This is a genomic window from Methylobacter sp. Wu1 (assembly GCF_036553575.1).
Taxonomy (GTDB): domain Bacteria; phylum Pseudomonadota; class Gammaproteobacteria; order Methylococcales; family Methylomonadaceae; genus Methylobacter.
Genome location: NZ_JAZHOC010000064.1, coordinates 40,042 through 58,036, shown reverse-complemented (window position 1 = coordinate 58,036; position 17,995 = coordinate 40,042). Strand labels below are relative to the sequence as shown.

At 53.5% G+C, this 17,995-nt stretch carries 16 protein-coding genes and 1 pseudogene; 5 read left to right on the top strand and 12 right to left on the bottom strand.

Features of this window, described 5'->3' with window-relative positions; genetic code table 11:
- The first annotated feature begins 12 nt into the window (after nt 1–12).
- Genes V2P20_RS14055 through hemN form a run of 4 tightly spaced genes read left to right on the top strand, consistent with a single transcriptional unit; the run spans nt 13 to nt 3,576 of the window.
- Nucleotides 13–546 carry a DsbE family thiol:disulfide interchange protein gene (locus V2P20_RS14055; RefSeq protein WP_331819360.1) on the top strand — a complete coding sequence of 178 codons (534 nt, stop codon included), beginning with the start codon at nt 13–15 and terminating at the stop codon, nt 544–546.
- Nucleotides 543–1,001 (top strand): cytochrome c-type biogenesis protein, encoded by a 459-nt coding sequence (locus V2P20_RS14050; RefSeq protein WP_331819358.1) that lies wholly within the window; start codon nt 543–545, stop codon nt 999–1,001. The genes V2P20_RS14055 and V2P20_RS14050 overlap by 4 nt, the downstream gene beginning before the upstream one ends.
- The gene (gene ccmI, locus V2P20_RS14045) at nt 998–2,197 is read left to right on the top strand and encodes a c-type cytochrome biogenesis protein CcmI (protein WP_331819356.1); all 1,200 of its coding nucleotides are present in this window, start codon (nt 998–1,000) and stop codon (nt 2,195–2,197) included. Before V2P20_RS14050 ends, ccmI begins: the two co-directional genes overlap by 4 nt.
- Complete coding sequence (gene hemN, locus V2P20_RS14040; protein ID WP_331819354.1) at nt 2,197–3,576, top strand: oxygen-independent coproporphyrinogen III oxidase; 1,380 nt, start codon at nt 2,197–2,199, stop codon at nt 3,574–3,576. The genes ccmI and hemN overlap by 1 nt, the downstream gene beginning before the upstream one ends.
- 193 nt (nt 3,577–3,769) lie before the next feature.
- Here hemN and V2P20_RS14035 read toward each other — a convergent pair whose 3' ends face one another.
- The 11 genes and pseudogenes from V2P20_RS14035 to V2P20_RS13985 form a co-directional block, all read right to left on the bottom strand.
- Nucleotides 3,770–4,819: a Rieske 2Fe-2S domain-containing protein gene (locus tag V2P20_RS14035; RefSeq protein ID WP_331819352.1), complete on the bottom strand. Its 1,050-nt coding sequence runs from the start codon at nt 4,817–4,819 to the stop codon at nt 3,770–3,772.
- A gap of 114 nt (nt 4,820–4,933) precedes the next feature.
- A complete protein-coding gene (locus V2P20_RS14030; RefSeq protein ID WP_331819350.1) occupies nt 4,934–6,058 on the bottom strand; it encodes an AI-2E family transporter in 1,125 nt (374 codons plus the stop codon).
- 85 nt (nt 6,059–6,143) lie between these two features.
- A complete protein-coding gene (locus V2P20_RS14025; protein ID WP_331819348.1) occupies nt 6,144–8,084 on the bottom strand; it encodes an aconitate hydratase in 1,941 nt (646 codons plus the stop codon).
- Between the two features lie 130 nt (nt 8,085–8,214).
- Nucleotides 8,215–8,640: a YqaA family protein gene (locus V2P20_RS14020; RefSeq protein WP_331819346.1), complete on the bottom strand. Its 426-nt coding sequence runs from the start codon at nt 8,638–8,640 to the stop codon at nt 8,215–8,217.
- Nucleotides 8,641–8,643: 3 nt separating this feature from the next.
- Entirely contained in the window at nt 8,644–9,327 is a 684-nt protein-coding gene (locus V2P20_RS14015; protein WP_331819344.1) for a gamma-glutamyl-gamma-aminobutyrate hydrolase family protein, read from the bottom strand.
- Entirely contained in the window at nt 9,300–10,304 is a 1,005-nt protein-coding gene (locus V2P20_RS14010; RefSeq protein ID WP_331819342.1) for an amidoligase family protein, read from the bottom strand. Before V2P20_RS14010 ends, V2P20_RS14015 begins: the two co-directional genes overlap by 28 nt.
- A 422-nt stretch (nt 10,305–10,726) precedes the next feature.
- Nucleotides 10,727–12,274: a di-heme oxidoredictase family protein gene (locus V2P20_RS14005; RefSeq protein WP_331819340.1), complete on the bottom strand. Its 1,548-nt coding sequence runs from the start codon at nt 12,272–12,274 to the stop codon at nt 10,727–10,729.
- Between the two features lie 554 nt (nt 12,275–12,828).
- Complete coding sequence (locus V2P20_RS14000; RefSeq protein ID WP_331819338.1) at nt 12,829–13,923, bottom strand: transposase; 1,095 nt, start codon at nt 13,921–13,923, stop codon at nt 12,829–12,831.
- Nucleotides 13,920–14,827: pseudogene (locus V2P20_RS13995) on the bottom strand (site-specific integrase). Before V2P20_RS13995 ends, V2P20_RS14000 begins: the two are co-directional and overlap by 4 nt.
- Nucleotides 14,828–14,966: 139 nt before the next feature.
- A complete protein-coding gene (locus tag V2P20_RS13990) occupies nt 14,967–15,479 on the bottom strand; it encodes a hypothetical protein (protein WP_331819336.1) in 513 nt (170 codons plus the stop codon).
- 3 nt (nt 15,480–15,482) lie between these two features.
- On the bottom strand, nt 15,483–16,145 hold the full coding sequence (locus V2P20_RS13985) for a hypothetical protein (protein WP_331819334.1): 663 nt from the start codon (nt 16,143–16,145) through the stop codon (nt 15,483–15,485).
- 391 nt (nt 16,146–16,536) lie between these two features.
- Between V2P20_RS13985 and tnpA the strand changes: the two genes are divergently transcribed.
- The gene (gene tnpA, locus V2P20_RS13980) at nt 16,537–16,971 is read left to right on the top strand and encodes an IS200/IS605 family transposase (RefSeq protein WP_331819332.1); all 435 of its coding nucleotides are present in this window, start codon (nt 16,537–16,539) and stop codon (nt 16,969–16,971) included.
- A 285-nt stretch (nt 16,972–17,256) separates the two neighbouring features.
- Here the strand turns inward: tnpA and V2P20_RS13975 are convergent, their stop codons facing one another.
- Nucleotides 17,257–17,940, bottom strand: a complete 684-nt coding sequence (locus tag V2P20_RS13975) for a Fe2+-dependent dioxygenase (protein WP_331819330.1) — start codon at nt 17,938–17,940, stop codon at nt 17,257–17,259.
- Nucleotides 17,941–17,995: the final 55 nt, after the last annotated feature.

The following is a 17,995-nucleotide window of genomic DNA, read 5'->3' as shown; positions in this document are numbered from 1 at the left end:
TATTGATGAGATATGCTTAAATATATTATCCCGTTAGTCATCTTTATCGTCATGGCCGTTTTCCTGGCCGTCGGTTTGAACCTGAATCCGCGCGATATTCCTTCGCCGCTGATCGATAAGCCGGCGCCGGCGTTTTCGGCGCCCAAACTCGGCGCGCCTTCCGAAACACTAAGCCAGACCGATATGAAAGGAAAAGTCTGGCTGTTCAATGTCTGGGCTTCTTGGTGCGTGTCATGCCGGTCCGAACATCCCATCTTGAATCAATTGGCTCAGCAGAAAGCGGCCGTTATTGTCGGCTTGAACTACAAGGATGAGCCGGACGCGGCGAAAAACTGGCTGACCCGATTGGGCAATCCCTACGACGTCAGCATCATGGATCAGGATGGCCGTATCGGCATAGACTGGGGTGTTTACGGCGTACCGGAAACGTTCGTCATCGACAAAAAAGGCGTGATCCGGTACAAGCATACGGGGCCTGTGACATCGCAGGACGTTCAGGCTATCTTTCTCCCTTTAATCGCTAAATTACAGGCCGAGAACTCATGAAGATTTTAACGCTGGTCTTGCTGTTGACCTTGTCCGTTTTTGCCGGCGCCGGCGTCGAATACCGGGAATTTGCTAATGCCGAGCAGCAGCAGGCCTATGATGATCTGATATCGGAATTACGCTGTCTGGTTTGCCAGAACCAGACCATTGCCGACTCCAACGCCGATCTGGCCAAGGACCTGCGCCGGCAGGTCTATGAAATGCTCCAGCAAGGCAAGACCAAGCAGGATGTCGCCGATTTCATGACCCAGCGCTATGGCGATTTCGTTTTATATAATCCGCCTTTCAAAGCCAAAACCGGCGTGCTGTGGATTGGCCCGGTCGCCTTTCTGGCTATCGGCCTGATTGCCGTATTGGTATTTGTGCGGCGCAACAAGACGCCGGCAACGGTCGAGATCAGCGCCGAGAAGCGGAAAAAAATACACAGCTTGCTGGAAAAAGGGGACAAATCTTGACTACGATATTTTGGATGCTGGTCGGCCTGTTGATTCTGGCCGCTTTATTGATTGTCCTGCCGCCGATATGGCGTTCTCGCGAAATTGCGGCTGCCGACCAGGACCAGCGTAATATTGTCATTGCCCGGCAGCGACTGGTTGAGCTTCAGGAGCAATTGCAGACAGGGACGTTAACCCAGGCGCAATACGAAGAGCAGCGCGCCGAGCTGGAAGTCGCGCTCAGCGATGATCTCGATATACCAACTCAGGCGAAAGCATCCGGTACGAAAGGGCGATGGATGGTCTTCGTGCTGGTTTTGCTGGTGCCGCTGGCGGCGCTGACACTGTATGCGGGACTTGGCAGCTATGCTTCATTGAATCAGACTAGCGATAATTCAGCAATGCCCGGCCCCGAAGATATCAACCGCATGGTGGCAGGTCTGGCTGCCCGCATGAAGAGTAATCCCAATGATGCGCAGGGCTGGCTCATGTTAGGCCGGTCGTACAAATATCTGCAGCAATATCCAGAGGCCGCCGATGCTTTTGCGCAAGCCTACCGCTTGCTGGGCGATCAGGCTGAGGTGCTGCTGTCTTATGCCGATGCCCTAGCCATGGCCAATGACGGCCGGCTCTCAGGCAAGCCGGCCGAACTGGTGTTTAAGGCATTGGCGCTGGAACCGAATAACATGACCGGCCTGTGGCTGGGCGGCATGGCCAAGGCCGAAGCGGGCGATGCGGCGGGGGCGGTTCAATTGTGGCGCAAGCTGGAAGCGTTGTTGCCGCCCGATTCGGAAGCGCGGCAGGAAATTCAGACGCTGATGGCCAATGTCGAGAACCGGAGGCCCGAGGAGCAGCCCACTGAAGCCGCTTCGCCAGGCATCGATGTGGAGGTGAGTCTGGCGCCCGAGCTTAAGTCAAAGATCAGCCCCGAGCAAACTGTTTTCATCTATGCCCAGGCGCTGTCAGGCCCGAAAATGCCTTTGGCGATTGTCCGCAAGCAGGTTTCCGATCTGCCGTTGACCGTGAATCTGAATGACAGCATGGCCATGATGCCGGAAATGAAATTGTCGCGTTTCGATCCGGTTAAACTGATCGCGCGCATTTCGAAGTCCGGCAATGCGACGCAGCAGTCCGGCGACCTGATCGGCGTGATCGATTCCGTCGCTCAGGCCGATCATACCCGCAACATCATAGTGATTGATAGCGAAGTGAAATAATGGATCAATCTATTAAATTCGATCTGGACCTGATTAACCGTTATGACAAGGCCGGTCCGCGTTATACCTCTTACCCGACCGCTCTGGAACTGCACGAAGGCTTCGGCGATCAGGAATACCGCGAGCATATCGCCAAGTCCAACGCGGCCGGCGGCCCCTTGTCGCTGTATTTCCATATTCCGTTTTGCGATACGGTCTGTTTTTACTGCGCCTGCAATAAGATCATTACCAAAAACCGCAGCCATGCCCAGCCGTATTTAGAGAATCTCTATAAAGAAATCGCCATGCAGGGCGACTTGTTCGACCGCAGCCGGATCGTCAACCAATTGCATTGGGGCGGCGGCACGCCGACCTTCTTGAGCTATGAGCAAATGCAAAAGCTGATGCAGGTGACGCGCGCGCATTTCTCGTTAAGGAACGACGATCAGGGCGAATACTCGATTGAAATCGACCCGCGCGAGACTGACGGCCGGACCATTCACCAGTTGCGCGAACTGGGATTTAACCGCATCAGTCTGGGCGTTCAGGACTTTGATCCGGCCGTGCAAAAGGCCGTTAATCGCCTGCAAAGCGAAGAGCAAACCTTCGCGGTTCTGGCAGCCGCCAGGGCTGAAGGTTTTCGTTCGACCAATATCGATCTGATTTACGGTCTGCCATTGCAGACAGTTGCAACGTTTGCCAGAACGCTGGACAAACTTCTGGCCGTTGTGCCTGACCGGTTTTCCATTTTCAATTATGCGCATATGCCGGCGCGCTTTAAAACGCAGCGCCAGATCAACGATGCGGATCTGCCGTCGCCTGACGTTAAGCTCGATATTCTGCAGATGGTCGGACGACGACTTACGGAGGCGGGCTATGTCTACATCGGCATGGACCATTTCGCCAGGCCCGACGACGAACTCGCCATCGCGCAGCGCGAAGGCAAGCTGTACCGGAATTTCCAGGGCTATTCGACGCACTCGGACTGTGATCTGGTGGGCTTGGGCATTACTTCGATCGGCCGGGTAGGGGATGCCTATATTCAGAATGTCAAAGAATTGGCCGAATATGACCAATTGATCGAGCAAGGCAGGCTGCCGGTTTTCAAGGGCGTCGAGCTGAACGATGACGACAAACTGCGCCGCGCTGTCATCACGCAATTGATCTGCCACTTCGACCTGAATTTTGCGGCTATAGAGAAAGCATTCGCCATTGATTTTCACGATTACTTCGCCGACGAACTGAAAGCCCTGGCGCCGATGCAGGCCGACGGCTTGCTGACCGTGTCGGAACAGAATATCCATGTGCTGCCGGCAGGACGGTTATTGATCCGCAATATCTGCATGGTATTCGACCGCTATCTGGCGCAAAAACAGCAGCAGTTTTCGAAAGTGATTTAATCGATATTAAAGTGTCAATGATTTACGCTGTTTGCCTGTTCAACCATCGAAACAAGCGGTTTTAAAATCTGTGAGGGCGACTTCGCCTAGAGCGCCTACTGTTGGTAGTCGCCTTTTATCTGAATGGCCGACTAAAGTAGCCCCTACAGGCTTGAGTAAGTCCATCGAGTATTGAATAGGGCGTTTTACCAACCTAATCCGTTTTATCCAGAGGAATACCGTTGCGGATTAATACACTGCGCAGGTCCAGGATCAATGGAAAAACCTCGTTATTCCAATCGCCTCCCTGCCGGTCGTAGGCCTGTTGTTCAGCCATGACCGCCATTCTATCCTCGCTGAACACCCGCTCGGTAAACCAGCGCATGAAAGGCCAGAACAAATAGATCAACCCGGGAATCGGCGGTTTTTTTATCATCAGCATGCCGAAGCTTTTGTGTATACGCTGGTCGAGAGTGACGGGAATGTAGACGGACCATAAATGCAGTGCCGGCTCCTCATCACCGCTGCGCTGCAGCGTCAAGGATTGATAGGGATAATCGGTACGGATGGTCATGATATCTTCATCGTCGCTGTCTGTGCCTTTTTTCGAGCCATCCATCAGAAAATCGGCGCCAATCCTTCTTTTTCCGCCGCTCTCAAATTTATAGCGCGCCTCAATCCAGCTTTTTCCTTTGCAGTATTCGATCAATGTGGGTTTCAGGCCGCCCAGCAATCTCCGGTGCAGGAATTGATGATTCATATCCATCAGGTTTTCATGCATGAATGAATAGTGACAGCCTACTTCTCTTTCGAAATACATGGTCTTAAAGTCGGTGCGGTGCCAAACCGGCAATTCGGGGAAAGATATGTGTTCCAATTTTTTCGGATCGCCGGTATAGACGAAAATATGGTCATAAGCTTCCTTGCATGGATAATTCCTGATGCATCGTGGAGGCGCGGGGCTATCCTTGCCCAGATAAGGAATCTTTGCCACCCGTCCGGTATCTTCGTATTCCCAGGCATGATAGCCGCACTTCAAACGATTGCCTTCCACAACACCCATGCTGAGCGGAATCTGGCGGTGAGCACAGCGGTCTTCCAAAGCGAAAACATCCCCGTCCTTTTTCCTGGCCAGAACGATGACCTCTCCGGCAAATGAGACAGATAGCATCTTGCCTTTTTTCAGCGAAGCGCTGCGGGCTAATGGATACCAAAAATCCGGGTGCAGACCGGTTTGCCGTATATCAGGCTGATTACTTTTCATATGTTTCTGCATGACATAACCTTTGTGTGCATTTTCGGTCTCCTGGCCGGCGATACTCCGAAGGTTAACCTATCGCTTCGCCTTGCGTCACAGGTGCGTAATTGTCCTGCACCTTCAATCAATATTCTCATCCTGTCCAGTCAAAGGGGGCTTGATGGCTATATCGCCTACCAGCAGGGATTCTTCCTCTCTCTGCTGGTCAAGCCATTCATGCCAGACAGCGCGCAGTACTGCCAGTATGACCGGTCCCAAAAAAATACCTATCACGCCAAAAGCCGTCAGGCCTCCGAAAACGCCGAACATTACCACGAGGAAAGGCACCCGGCTCGCGCCGCTGATTGCCAGCGGACGAATCACGTTGTCTACCGTACTGACCACCAGAACTCCCCAGGCTATCAGCCCTATGCCGGCCAATACCTTATTCATGAAAATGAGTCCGATGGCGATAGGCAGCCATATCAGCGGCGCACCCATAGGTATCAAGGCAAACAAGGCTGTAAGCGCGCCAAACAATACCGGCGCCTGCACGCCGGCCACGGAAAAGCCAAGGCCGGCCAGAGTACCTTGCGCCAATGCTGCAAGCACCATGCCGAAAACGACCGCATTGGTTGTATGCCCGGCAGCCTGCAGATAAACATGCTGGTGCTTGCCCAGAAAACGGATAAGCCCTTGATGCAGCTGTCTGACGGCTTCTTCGCCATCGCGAAAGCAGAAAAACACCGTGACCAGAATGATGGCCAGTTTTACCAGGTTGTTGCCGATACTGCCCAGAAACTTAGTCACATCGCCCAGCCAGTGTTGCGCCGTATTGGCAAATTGTTTCGCCACGCCGGCCCGGTCTGTACTCAAGCGCGTTATGCCGTCTTGCAGATAATCGCCCAGCCCCGGTATATGCTTGATGGCATCCGGTAACTGGAGGTTGCCTTGAGAAAAGTTGGCGCTTAAGGTTTGATAGGCCAGTGTCAGCTCTTCCTGCAGCAAAGCGACCAGCCAGAAAATGGACAGAAAGATGATCATGGAGATGATCAATGTCATGACCAGCGCGCTGAGCGTTTTCCTGCCTTTCATCTGGCGGCGCAGCCATCGGTAAGCCGGCCAGGTGACATAGGCGATAATGAAAGCCCAGATCAGCGACAGCAGGAATTCACGCAGCACCATATAGCTCAGCACAAGGAGGCTGACTAAAAGAATGCCGGGAATGATGTCCCGGGAGTAGGGTCTGTTTAGAAAATCATTCATAAACCTGAAAAGTTATCTGTTCAATCGGACAGCCTGTCTGTCGGCTGTCTTCGTTGTCATGCCGGTGGCCTTTGGGTCTCTGAATTTATCGAGAGCTGCCGGTTTTATATAAATTAATCACACTGCCCGCTAAAACCATCCGGACCTGCCGTGGCGTCATCGTGTGCCGGGCCAGAAAGGTTTTGTTCCGGGTTTTGTTGATGACTGTGACCGTATCGCCTTTTTGAATTTCTTCCCTGGCGTTTGGCAGATCAAGGCTGTCGTTCGGATCGATTGCATCGTAATCCTGCTCGTCGATAAAGGCCAGCGGCAGGATACCGAAATTGCAGAGGTTCTGCCAGTGAATGCGGGCAAAGCTTTTGGCGATGACGGCCTTGACGCCCAGATAGCGCGGGGCCAGCGCCGCATGCTCGCGGCTTGATCCCTGGCCGTAGTTGATGCCGCCGACAATCACGGAGCCGGTCCGCTGATACGGCATGGCCCGGTCGTAGTACGACTCGTCGATCTGGGAGAAAGTGAATTTGCTGATTGCAGGAATATTGCTGCGGAACGGCAGCACTTTCGCACCGGCCGGCATGATCTCATCGGTCGATATATTGTCGCCCACCTTCATCAACACCGGCCCTGCCAGGCTTTGCGGCAACGGTTCCAGCGGCGGCAGCGAGGCAATGTTCGGCCCCTTCACCAGCACCTCCTTTGAGCCGTCCTCAGGCGGCGGCGCAAGGGCTTCGGTATTGAGGACATAGGTTTTCGGCTCCTCAAATTTCGGATAAGGCATGGGCAATGTGCGCGGATCGGTGATGACGCCGGTGATGGCTGAGGCGGCGGCCGTTTCGGGGCTGCAAAGATAAACCAGATCTTCCTTCGTGCCGGAGCGTCCCGGAAAGTTGCGCGGCACGGTCCTCAGACTGATACGGTGGGTGGCCGGCGCCTGGCCCATGCCGATGCAGCCGTCGCAGCCAGCCTGATGGATGCGCGCGCCTTGATGGATCAAGGTGCCGAGATAGCTCAGGCGGGTCATGTTTTCGAGGATCTGCCGCGAGGTCGGATTGACATCGAGCGATACATCTTCATGTGCCGGATGATCCTTCAGGATCATCGCCGCGATCGCGAAATCCCGAAGTCCCGGGTTCGCCGATGAACCGATCATGCACTGGTAGACCTTTCTGCCGGCGACTTCGCTGACCGGCACGACATTGCCGGGACTGCTGGGGCAGGCGATCAAGGGTACGAGTTCCGAGAGGTTGACTTCGATATGCTCGTCGTAGCCCGCACCCTCGTCGGCAAGCAGTTCGGTCCAGTCTTCGCCGCGCGCCTGCGATTCCAGAAAGACTCTCACGGCCTGATCCGATGGAAATACGCTGGTTGTCGCGCCGAGTTCGGCGCCCATGTTGGCAATCACGTGCCTGTCCATCGCGCTGAGTTGATCCAGGCCTGGCCCGTAATATTCCATGATCTTGCCTATGCCGCCCGATACGTCGAGACGGCGCAGCAGTTCCAGGATGACATCCTTGGCGCTGACCCAGTCCGGCAGTTGGCCGGTCAGCTTGACGCCGACGATCTTCGGCATTTTTACATGAAACGGTTCGCCGGCCATCGTCAAGGCGACTTCGAGGCCGCCGGCCCCGATCGCGAGCATGCCTAAGGAACCGGCGGCACAGGTATGGCTGTCCGAACCCAGCAGCGTCTTGCCGGGCTTGCCGAAACGCTCCATATGGACGGGGTGGCTCACGCCGTTGCCGGGCCGGCTGAACCAGAGGCCGAATCTGCGGCAGGCGCTTTGCAGAAACAGGTGATCGTCGGCATTCTTGAAGTCCGTCTCCAGCAGATTGTGATCGACATACTGGACCGATACTTCGGTCTTGACGCGGTCGAGCTCCATAGCCTCAAGCTCCAGCATGACCATTGTGCCGGTTGCATCCTGCGTCAGGGTCTGGTCGATTTTCAGGGCAATTTCCTGCCCGGCCATCATGTCGCCTTCTACCAGGTGGCTTGCAATTAATTTTTGCGTCACATTTTTAGGCATAGGTTTCCTCCTGCGCATGGATTGGTAGGAACGCCAGCGGCGGTTTCCGCGTCTTCGCATCTTTCCGTGTATTCGTCTCAGATTGAGTGAATTCCAGGCAATCTGATGTCGTCGAGCTCTCATGCTGGCATCACAAAATCTGGTCCGACAATGCGATGATCAGCGCATAACGCAAGCTTTTGCCTACTGCTACCAGAATCATAAAGACCGAAAGGCGCACCTTCATCATGCCCGCGATAAACGTCAGGGCATCGCCGCCGGCCGGCAACCAGGACAATAATAAAGACCAGACGCCGAACCGCTGGTACCAGTTCTGGTAGCGGTGCAGCTGAGAGATTTTGAACGGAAACCAGCGGCTGTATTCGAAATGCAGCAGATAACGGCCCAGAGCCCAGTTCACGACGGCGCCCAGCGTATTACCCGCCGATGCAGACAGCCACAGCAGCCAGGGATCATGGCCGGTGGCCAACAGACCAACCAGCGCCACTTCCGAATAAAACGGAATCAGCGTGGCGGCCAGAAAACTTACTCCAAACAAACTTAAATAGGCGGTCATCTCTTATAGCCTCTCACGAGCGGCTTTCACCAGCGCGCGGAACAGGTTACGCTGGCGGGACAGGTAGAGCAAGTATTCCGGATGCCATTGGACGCCTATCAGGTATGGTTTCGACGGATCTTCTACCGCCTGCACAATATTATCCAGATCACGGCCGACAACTCTCAATCCGCTGCCCAACCGATTGATGGCTTGCGTATGCAGGCTATTAATCCGACAACGCGTGGTCCCCAGCAGTTCCTCCATTTGGCTGTTCGGCTCCACCAGCAGGGTTTTCAGCGGCAGTACCGTGAAACGGTTGCGGGTATGGCGGCGCAGCTCACGCAGATTCTGATGCAGATTGCCGCCCAGGTAAGTGTTGAGCAGCTGCTCTCCGCGGCAGATGGCCAGCATGGGGATGTCTTCTTTCAGGGATTTTTCGATGTACATGAGTTCGAACATGTCCCGCTCCTTGTCATAGCGCGTATTGGGCAGTTCCTCCGATTCGTAAAGCGTAGGATAAATGTCATCGCCGCCGCCGATCACGATGCCGTCCAATATCTCATTCAGATGCGAATGCCTGGGCGTGAGCCTCAGGGGATGCCCTCCTGCGGCGAGAATGGCATTGCGCGTGAAAAACCAGGCGCGGTCTCCGCCTTTGCTGGGACCTGTGACGCCGATTACAGGGGATAAGTGCGATCCAGCCATATCTCGACCGTATCTTTCCAGCTTTTGAACAGGTCAGCTAAAGGCCTGTCCAAAAATTGCATATAAGCCTGACACATGGCATTCAGATACTCGGCATCGCAGGCCAGCCTTTCGACCATGAGCCAGTTGCGCCAGTCCACATCAAGGCCCCAGCCAGGCTGGTCAATGCGGCAGTTGGGCAGCCGGTAATGCAGGGTAGGCCGGGATTGAACACGATCGTCATCGATGACCGACAGTGTTCGGGACTTGTCGAGATAAGTGAATAACGGCAGCATATCCAATGCCCGATTGCGCGTGGGGTTGGCGACCAGGTAATCGTCGATCAACGCACTCTGATCGGGATGATAATCCAGGTCAATGACTTGCCGGATATAATCCGTTGGAAAAGGGGCAATATAGCCGGTCATGGTCCGGGTCAGGTCGATCTCGCTGTGGTAAACCAGCCAATCGTAGAGGCACAGGAAAGCTTTAAGATAGGATACGATAGTTTCGGGCTCCAGGCTGGGCAATTCCGGGTTGAAATGCAGGCCGAAGGCGCTCAGTGTGCCGCTGTCCGTACCTTGGGCGCCTGATGCCCGCAAGTTTGGAATCAAAAGCTCCAGCTCGCCGAGACGGTCCATCGGAATCGGCGGCGAGACGATTTCAAAAGGCACAATCTGTTCGGCCGCCAAGCGCACGAGTTGCTCCGACCATTCGTCAAGCAGGGCGAAAGAGGCCTCGGGGTCCAGCTTGTTGCGGCCTTTTTTCTTCAGGTACTGAAAATCCAGCTCGACTCTGAAATCGCCCAGGCACGTGCCTGTAATCGTGTTTTCGTAAGCGCTGTTGACCAGTATGGTGCCGCCGAACTGTTCGCGGATCAATCGGGCAATGTCTTCAATGGGGAGTCCTGCAAATTCCAGTTCTACGCCCACGCGTCTCATATCTCCCGATGCCGTGGTGCTGATGGGAGGAAGAAGGAATGCGGGAGACTGAAGCATAAATGTCCGTTCTTGGAGGGATGGTGTTTGAGCTGGAAACGGGATGGCGCCAGATCAGGGCAGGGTAAGCGTAATTCCGAAAGGGCCGCTTGCATTATCCCGCCGGGGCAATAAAGATCAATAAGTTGAATTACTTAAAGAAAACCGGCGGTTTCGGATGTCCTCCACGGCGCACAACCAGAAGATCCGACGGGAGAGTTGGAAGGCTTCGCACGGCATTTTTGCAGCTGTTCGGCGGCATTGATATGTAAACAGCGGCTCCGGCAGAAATGCCGCAAGCCAAGGTCGCCGTGAATTGCATGCTGGCTTGCAAGGTTATCAGGGCATTGTTCTATTCATGCGTTAAGCACCTCAAACTGAGGAAAGAGCACACTTTATTGCGGCATCTTTCCTCAGTTGACGGTCAGCAAAGCATGCCAATCCTATTCCTTTCCTTCTGCCGGGATCTGGAACAGCGTCCCCAGGTTGATACTGCCGTGTTCTGCGGGGTCTTGCGGATTATCGGTTCTCGGATTGCCAGGGCTCAGGTTTGATGCCGTATCGTCAGGCGGGAACAGCACCAGCGTGGCAAGAAACTCCAGAATCATCTGCTGTTTGTTATCGCTCAGTTCGGCAAAATTTTCTTTTGATTCCTGAGCTTCGCCGCCATGGCGCAGAATCACTTCTCGAAGGTTAATGCTGCGTCCGTCGTGACCGTAAGGCGCCGTGCTGCCCACGCCCCATAGCGGTTCGGTCATGAATTTTGTCACCAGGCTTCCGTCATACTGTCTTTCATGAAATGCCGGCCCGAGATCGTGGCGCTTGAAGTCGGCGAAAATGTTTTTAACGAGGAAGGAGTCTCCCTTGGGAAGCAGTTTCGGAAATTCCTGACCGTCGTCGACAGTATCATAAAGCGTTGTGGCGGTTGCAAAAAGACGGTTGAAGATTCCCTTCTTCGGATCGAAGCGAGTCTCAACATCGGCGACACGGCGGTCATGTTCGATGCGCAGGTTTTCTACATGGCAGCCCGTACACCCGATGGCCTTCATCAGCTTCAGGCCAAACTTGGCGCGTGCAGTTGTCTGGTCCGTACCGGGTTTAAAGTAGTTCAGCAGATAAAACTCCATATGGTCAAGGAGAGCCGGATCAATCTCATTGACTGCCCCATCCCCATCGCCGTCTTCGTTGGGATTGCAAACAGGCGGATGCTTGATTTTATCCAGCGTCGGATCGAATACCATGCCTGCCGGGCTTACCGTCTTGATCGGAGCGCTTGGATCATTAGCCTGGCAGAGTACCGGATCGGCAGACTCCAGCCCCATCTCATCCTTGAAGGCGCCGACGGCAAACGCGCGCATGGAAAACTCGCCCCCTTGAGCAAAAAAGGGTCGGACACGAAGGTCCGGATTTATACCTTCCACCATAGAGGTATCAATTTCTCCATTCGGCAACGCCTGGATAAATCCGTAGTGAATCTGCTTGCTGACAAGCGGCAGTTTGACAGGCGCTTTGGTATGGTCGGCAAGCTGCACCGCTCTGTCCCGGATGGCGCGCAGATCGCTCGTGATTTCGTCCGCCAGCATCTCCACCAGCCCGAGGCCGAAAAGATGAGGCGCATCACGGCTGTCGGGGCGGGTGGCTTCGTCGCCGCCAGATCCTGCGCCGCCTTTCGGGCGACCATGACAAGCGGCGCAGCTGTCTGTCAATCCGGCCCCTAGCGCTGGATTTTCATGGATATCCCCGGTTGAATCATTGCTCACCCGCGGCCCCTGGCCTTGATCGTGCGTAAACTTCCGTTGGAAGATTTGACGCCCCCGGCGAACCGAGCGGGTTGGATCACGTTTTATGAGATAGATCGACGAGCCTGGCGTAAACTCGTCTCCATGTCCTGCACCAATCTGCTGCTCCAGTGATTTTTCTATAGCGCCGCCCGGTACATTCGGCGTCGTTTGGGTTACGTCAGTCAGCTCTGCCCGAGCACTCGCTGCCATTAATAACAAAATTCCGCTACAACATGAATTCAGTATAAACGCATATACGGTCTTGGTAGTCATTCTGGTCTCCTGTATTGGATTGCCTTCGCCACTTGTCCGGGCAAACTGCCAGCGGCACCAGAATTTATCTCCACTGATTTATACCAAATACATGGGTATTAACTTGTTAGCGCAGCGAGTCTGTTAACAATAATCATGCGAAATATTACTGGAAATAGCGAAAAAACGATCTAACGAATAAGGTTAGATTGTGTGAGCAAAGCGAACCACAATCTGAACCGGTTGTTGGACAAGCCCGGTGATCACGGATCTGACTTTAATATAAGCAAATAGCTTTTCGGTGTTTGTGGGACGCGGCGGCTCGTCTGAGGCGGTAAGGCTCAAAAACAAGCCAATAGGGTTGCCATGACAGCAATAACATCCGGAAAGGGATGCATTCAGGTGCCTTATGCCCCGAATTTGAGCCGAGCATACCCCTCGGCGTAAACATGCCGCTTCAGGCCGGGCCGGAATGACGGATGGATTTACATAGCCTGTGCCTTCCGGTTTCGTTAGCCCGTTGACATCGCCAGCCTTATTGAGGACGGCGGCATCTGTGTTTTGACAATGCGCATGTCACCGCCGCAGCACCGGCACTTGAGGCCAGGCCGTTTTCTCAGCCAGGCCAGGGCCTGATTCGGATTTACGCCGAGCAGGACTTGCAGCAGGCGGATCAGGCGCTTGCTGTTGGGGTGTAAAAAGCCGAAATTGCGGGCCCGCCGAAAGCCCTTGGGCAGCACATGCCGAAGGATCAGCCACAGAAACTGGGCGCCGGGCAGGGTTCGGGTGCGCCTCTGTCGGGTTTTGCTGTCCCGGTAACGGAAAGTCACCTGGCCGTCCCGGCAGGCGATAATGTCCTTTTCCTGGATAACGCCTTTGTAAAGATAGCGTCCGAGATAGACCAGCGCCTGGTCGCCGCGGCCGACGGACTTGACGTCGACGACCCATTTTTGGGGGTAACGGTCGGGCAGCGCCAGCCCCGCCAGAGTAATAGCCTCGAGCAGTTTGCCACGAAAGACTATGGCCAAGGCCTGGTGATTGAACAGATAACCGGTTCTATGCCGATCTTGGCCTTTTTTGGTTCGCCACAGCCGTTTGTTCGGGTCAATGGCCGCCGCCGGCATCACCAGATGCACATGGGGATGGTAATCGAGGCGGCGAGAATGGGTATGCAGCACGGTGATGGCGCCGGCGTTCCCTTGAAGCTGTGGATCGTTTTGCGTGAAGGCTTTGACGGTCTCCCAGCTGCAGCGGATCAGCAAGTCATACAGTGTGCGTTGCTGTTGCCAGGCCAGCGCTCTGAGTTCGTTGGGCAAGGTGAAGGTCAACAGAAAATACTCGGCGGGCACCTGCTTTTGCAGTTGGCGCTCCAGCCATTGCTGGCTTTCGTGCTGCTGGCAGTGGGGACAGCTGCGATGGCCACAGGAATGCGGCACGAAGCGTTGGCTCTCGCAGTCATCGCATTGCGCCAACATCACGGGACTGTGCGAGGTACGGCAGTGCTTCATGGCGGCCAGCGCCTGACGGTGGCTGGGTAATAGCGAGTCCTGATAACGTTCGAGAAATTCAGTTTCAAAGGTTTCGATGATGGATGACAGCAGGATCATTTCACTTTCCCCCAGTCCAGGACAAAGCCATTCATCAAAGTATTGATCACTTGGCTGGCGTTCTGATTCGTGCCGTCGGTCAGGTGGGTATAGCGGGCCGTGGTGAGGATACTGTGGTGGCCGAGGATTTTCTGCACTTCCAGCAGATCGACGCCGGCTTCGATCAGATGCGTGGCATAGCTGTGACGTAGGCTGTGCGGGGTAATCTTTTTTTTAAGCCACAGTCTTGGGCCACCTTGCGTAGCGTCGTTTGTACGCCGCCGCGATCCAGCGGGGTGGTGGCACGGCAGGCGCCTTTCAGGCCGCCATGGCGATTAGGAAACAGCAGCACCGGGTTACGATGAACCCGCCAGAAGCGGCGCAGCAAGGCCAATGTGGCCGCCGGCAGCGGCACCAGGCGATCCTTGTTGCCCTTGGCGTCGCGGATATGCACACGCTGACGTTCGGCGTCGATATCGCCGACCTGCAAGCGCAAGCCCTCGCCGAGACGCAAACCCAAGCTGTAGACGGTGAAAAAGAAAACCCGGTAACTGAGCACATGGGTGGCCAGGAAAAGTTGCTGAGCCTCTTCCACGCTAACAATATCCGGCAAGCGTTGGGCCTTGGGCGGCTTGATCAGATGGGGGGCTACCCAGGGTTTGCGCAGCACATGGGTATAATAGAACTTGAGACCGTACAGATCGAGCTTGACCGCGCTCCAGGAATGCGATGTCAGCAAATCGGTAAAATAATCGGTCAACTGCGGTTCGGACAGGTCATCGATGTGGTCATCGAAATACTGACCGATACGCCGAATGGCACGGGCGTAAGCCTCTATCGTCTTGGGCTGGAGCCCTTTGAGCTTAAGGTGTTTAAGATGCGTTTGATAATTGCGCTTGAAATCGGATTCGGATGATGATGTCATTGTCGGGTAACCTCATGATTCGTCGTGGAATGATCCCTCGCAGTGAGGGCTTGAGGTTACATTCTATAAATAATCGGGCGCTGGGGCTTTTTCTCCGCGTTAGCGGCTTCGTCCAACCTGTCAGCTCAGCTGCTAACGATCAATTTGGCGCATCAGTTTTGCAGGCTTCGCGCAGCCATCGCGATGTTTTTGAGTCAAATTGGACTTGATGCACTAGAACCTCTTGTCCCGGATGTTTAAGCAAGCAAAAGTCCGCTGAGTAAGCATAAGTCTCGTATGGATGTTTTTCCATCGGCGCAATGATAGTTAGCCGATACACCTTGTCGGTAACTAGTGGTACGGCCGGCACCTTTGCTGGAAAAACATCGGTCGTTTGACCATAGGGTATGCATTGGTCCGGCGTGAATGGAGGCATTTTCTTAAAATCAACGAGCCACATTTTTTCGCCCTGCTCATCTATAACCTCTATCATTTCTAAATTCGCTTCTCCCGCACGGGTTTTTTCAGTGTTCGCAATGGAAAAGCAAGGAACATTGCCAATTTGTCGAACAATAGCCGGTCCATCTTCCTTTCTAATCGGAGTACATCCACTGATCTGCGTAAAGTGCATTGCCACGACTATTAGATAGCAACATAGTTTTTCTATTGACATATCTTAAGGTAGATTTTTACGGTTTAATGGATTGATCAGGAAGTCCTTCAATGTTCTTTCATACTCTTTGACCGAGTATGTAACCGGAGGATTTGAACTCAGCTTATTCCTGACAATACCTGGATTATTGAGAAACTTTAACGCAAAGTAGTCTGCCAAAATGTCACCTTGAGCTTCCATATTGTAGTCGCAGAGCTTCATCTGAGCGTCAAGAATGTAGCTATAGTCCAATCCTGGACGGAACGCGCCCCTAATCCTAACCCAATACCCCAGTTGATGCTGCCATACGTGGGTCATCTCATGCATAAACCAGCGTTTCCCCCGATCGCCAGAAGTTGAGAAGTCCTCTTCAAAATCGTCGGGGAGAAAATACATCTCCCCATTAGGCGTCACTGCAGTGTTGGCATCTTGCAGCCCAAAAGGAAAGTAGCCTTCGTTATGGACCCGAACTTTAGCGTAGCTGATCGAATCCTTAAAGATGTTTTTCGCCATTTGTATTTCTCCCGGGGTCAATCCTCGAGAGCCATTTTTCGGGGTAATGTACAGACTATTTTGGGAGGTGAGCCCAATCGGACCAAGTGACGGCGACTGATGAAGGATGAGAGTGCCTTCATCTATTACTGGCTTATTGGTTGATCCACCCAGAGGACCACTATTTCCTGTCATGTTATCTCCTGATAATTCTGTGTAAGTTAAGCGTATCTAGCGTTTGGCTTATACCAGTTTTCCCGTTCCCAAGCTCCAGTTTGGGAATTAAAGCGAGCTGCTTTGTGGGAATCGATAAAACAACCAGAAACCAAGTCAAAAGCAGAGTAACGCGAGTAGCTACGAACCAATAGAAATCATCGACTACTCTGCGATTGTTTAATAAGGTTGTAGAAAACTAAAAAAGCCTGAATATTTTTCAGTAGTTTATACAACTTTTTCATAATTTTTCTTGCCCGACTTTAATTAAACATGGTAACCCCCCGGCTATGCCGGGGGACTCTCAGAGGTTTGACCTATAAGGCGGTTACAACGATTCTCAGAAACTTGATCAATAGTTAAGAGAATCGAAATGAGAGAATATCAAAGTCTGAGCCATACAAAATGGAATTGCAAATATCATGTAGTGTTTATACCGAAGAGGAGACGGAAGCAGATATTCGGTGAATTACGTCGCCATTTAGGTGAAATATTTCATGAGCTGGCGAAGCAGAAGGGGTGTGAAAGAGTAGAAGGGCATTTGATGGCTGACCACGTCCACATGTGCCTTAGCATACCGCCGAAATACGCAGTTTCCAATGTAGTAGGGTTCATCAAAGGAAAGAGTGCGATTTCAATTGCCAGGAATTTTCGAGGGAAAACAAAAAACTTTACGGATGAGAACTTCTGGGCGAGAGGTTACTTTGTATCAACGGTTGGCCTTGATGAAGAGATGGTCCGAAATTACATCAAGGAGCAAGAGCGTGAAGAGGAACGCTACGAACAGTTAAATCTTTGGAAAAATTGATCGCCTTTAGGCGATTCCTGAATTCGCCCCTTTGAGGGGCTAACAATAATAAGCCCCCGGCTTTGCCGGGGGTGATTTAACTTTGGGAACAGTAAATCGAGACAATGATTTTAATGATCAGGAATTAACTCGGAACAGGAAGTTTAATCATAGACATAATCAAGGAATAGGTTAATTGTTTGATGAAATCTTAATGTGTACAGCTGATACGGGAAAACTAAATATTTGTCATTGAGAGCAGGATTTCTTCTTGTCTTCCACATGCAAGAATACTAACTCTGCCGTTCAAACCTCAGCCCACATGCGCAACAGATTATGATAGCAACCGGTTAAATTGACTGTCGGCGCGCTGTCGCCTTGTATTTCGCGCAGTTCGAGTATGGCCATGTCCATTTCAAACAGCAGCCGCCGGCGTTCCGTTTCGCGCACCATGCTTTCCATCCAGAAGAACGAGGCCACTCGCGCGCCGCGCTTGACCGGCTCGACGCGGTGCAGGCTGGAGCCGGGATAAAGCACCATGTCGCCGGCGGCCAGCTTCACGGCATGCGCGCCGTAGGTGTCCTCGATGACCAGTTCCCCGCCGTCGTAGTCGTCCGGATCGCTCAGAAACAACGTCGCCGACAGATCGGTGCGCACGCGCTCGCCGGTCGCGGCGCAGATGCGCACGGCGTTGTCGATATGATTGCCGAAGGCGTTGGCGGCGCCCTCGTAGCGGTTGAACAACGGCGGGAAGATGTGCCTGGGCAGCGCCGCGGACAGGAACAGCGCGTTCCTGTTCAGGTGCTCCAGCACGATGGCGCGGAGCGCATCGCTCTCAGGCGTATCTTCCGGCAGTTGCCGGTTGTTTTTCACCTGGGCCGACTGCGTGCCGGCCGTGATGCGGCCATCGGCCCAGGGCGCGGTCACCAGAATCGCGCGGCATTTTGATAATGCTTCGGCAGTCAGTACGTCGGGTATATGGATCAGCATGAAGAATCTCCAGAGAATTCCTATTAACGATACGGTGAAGAATAACTTTCCTTTT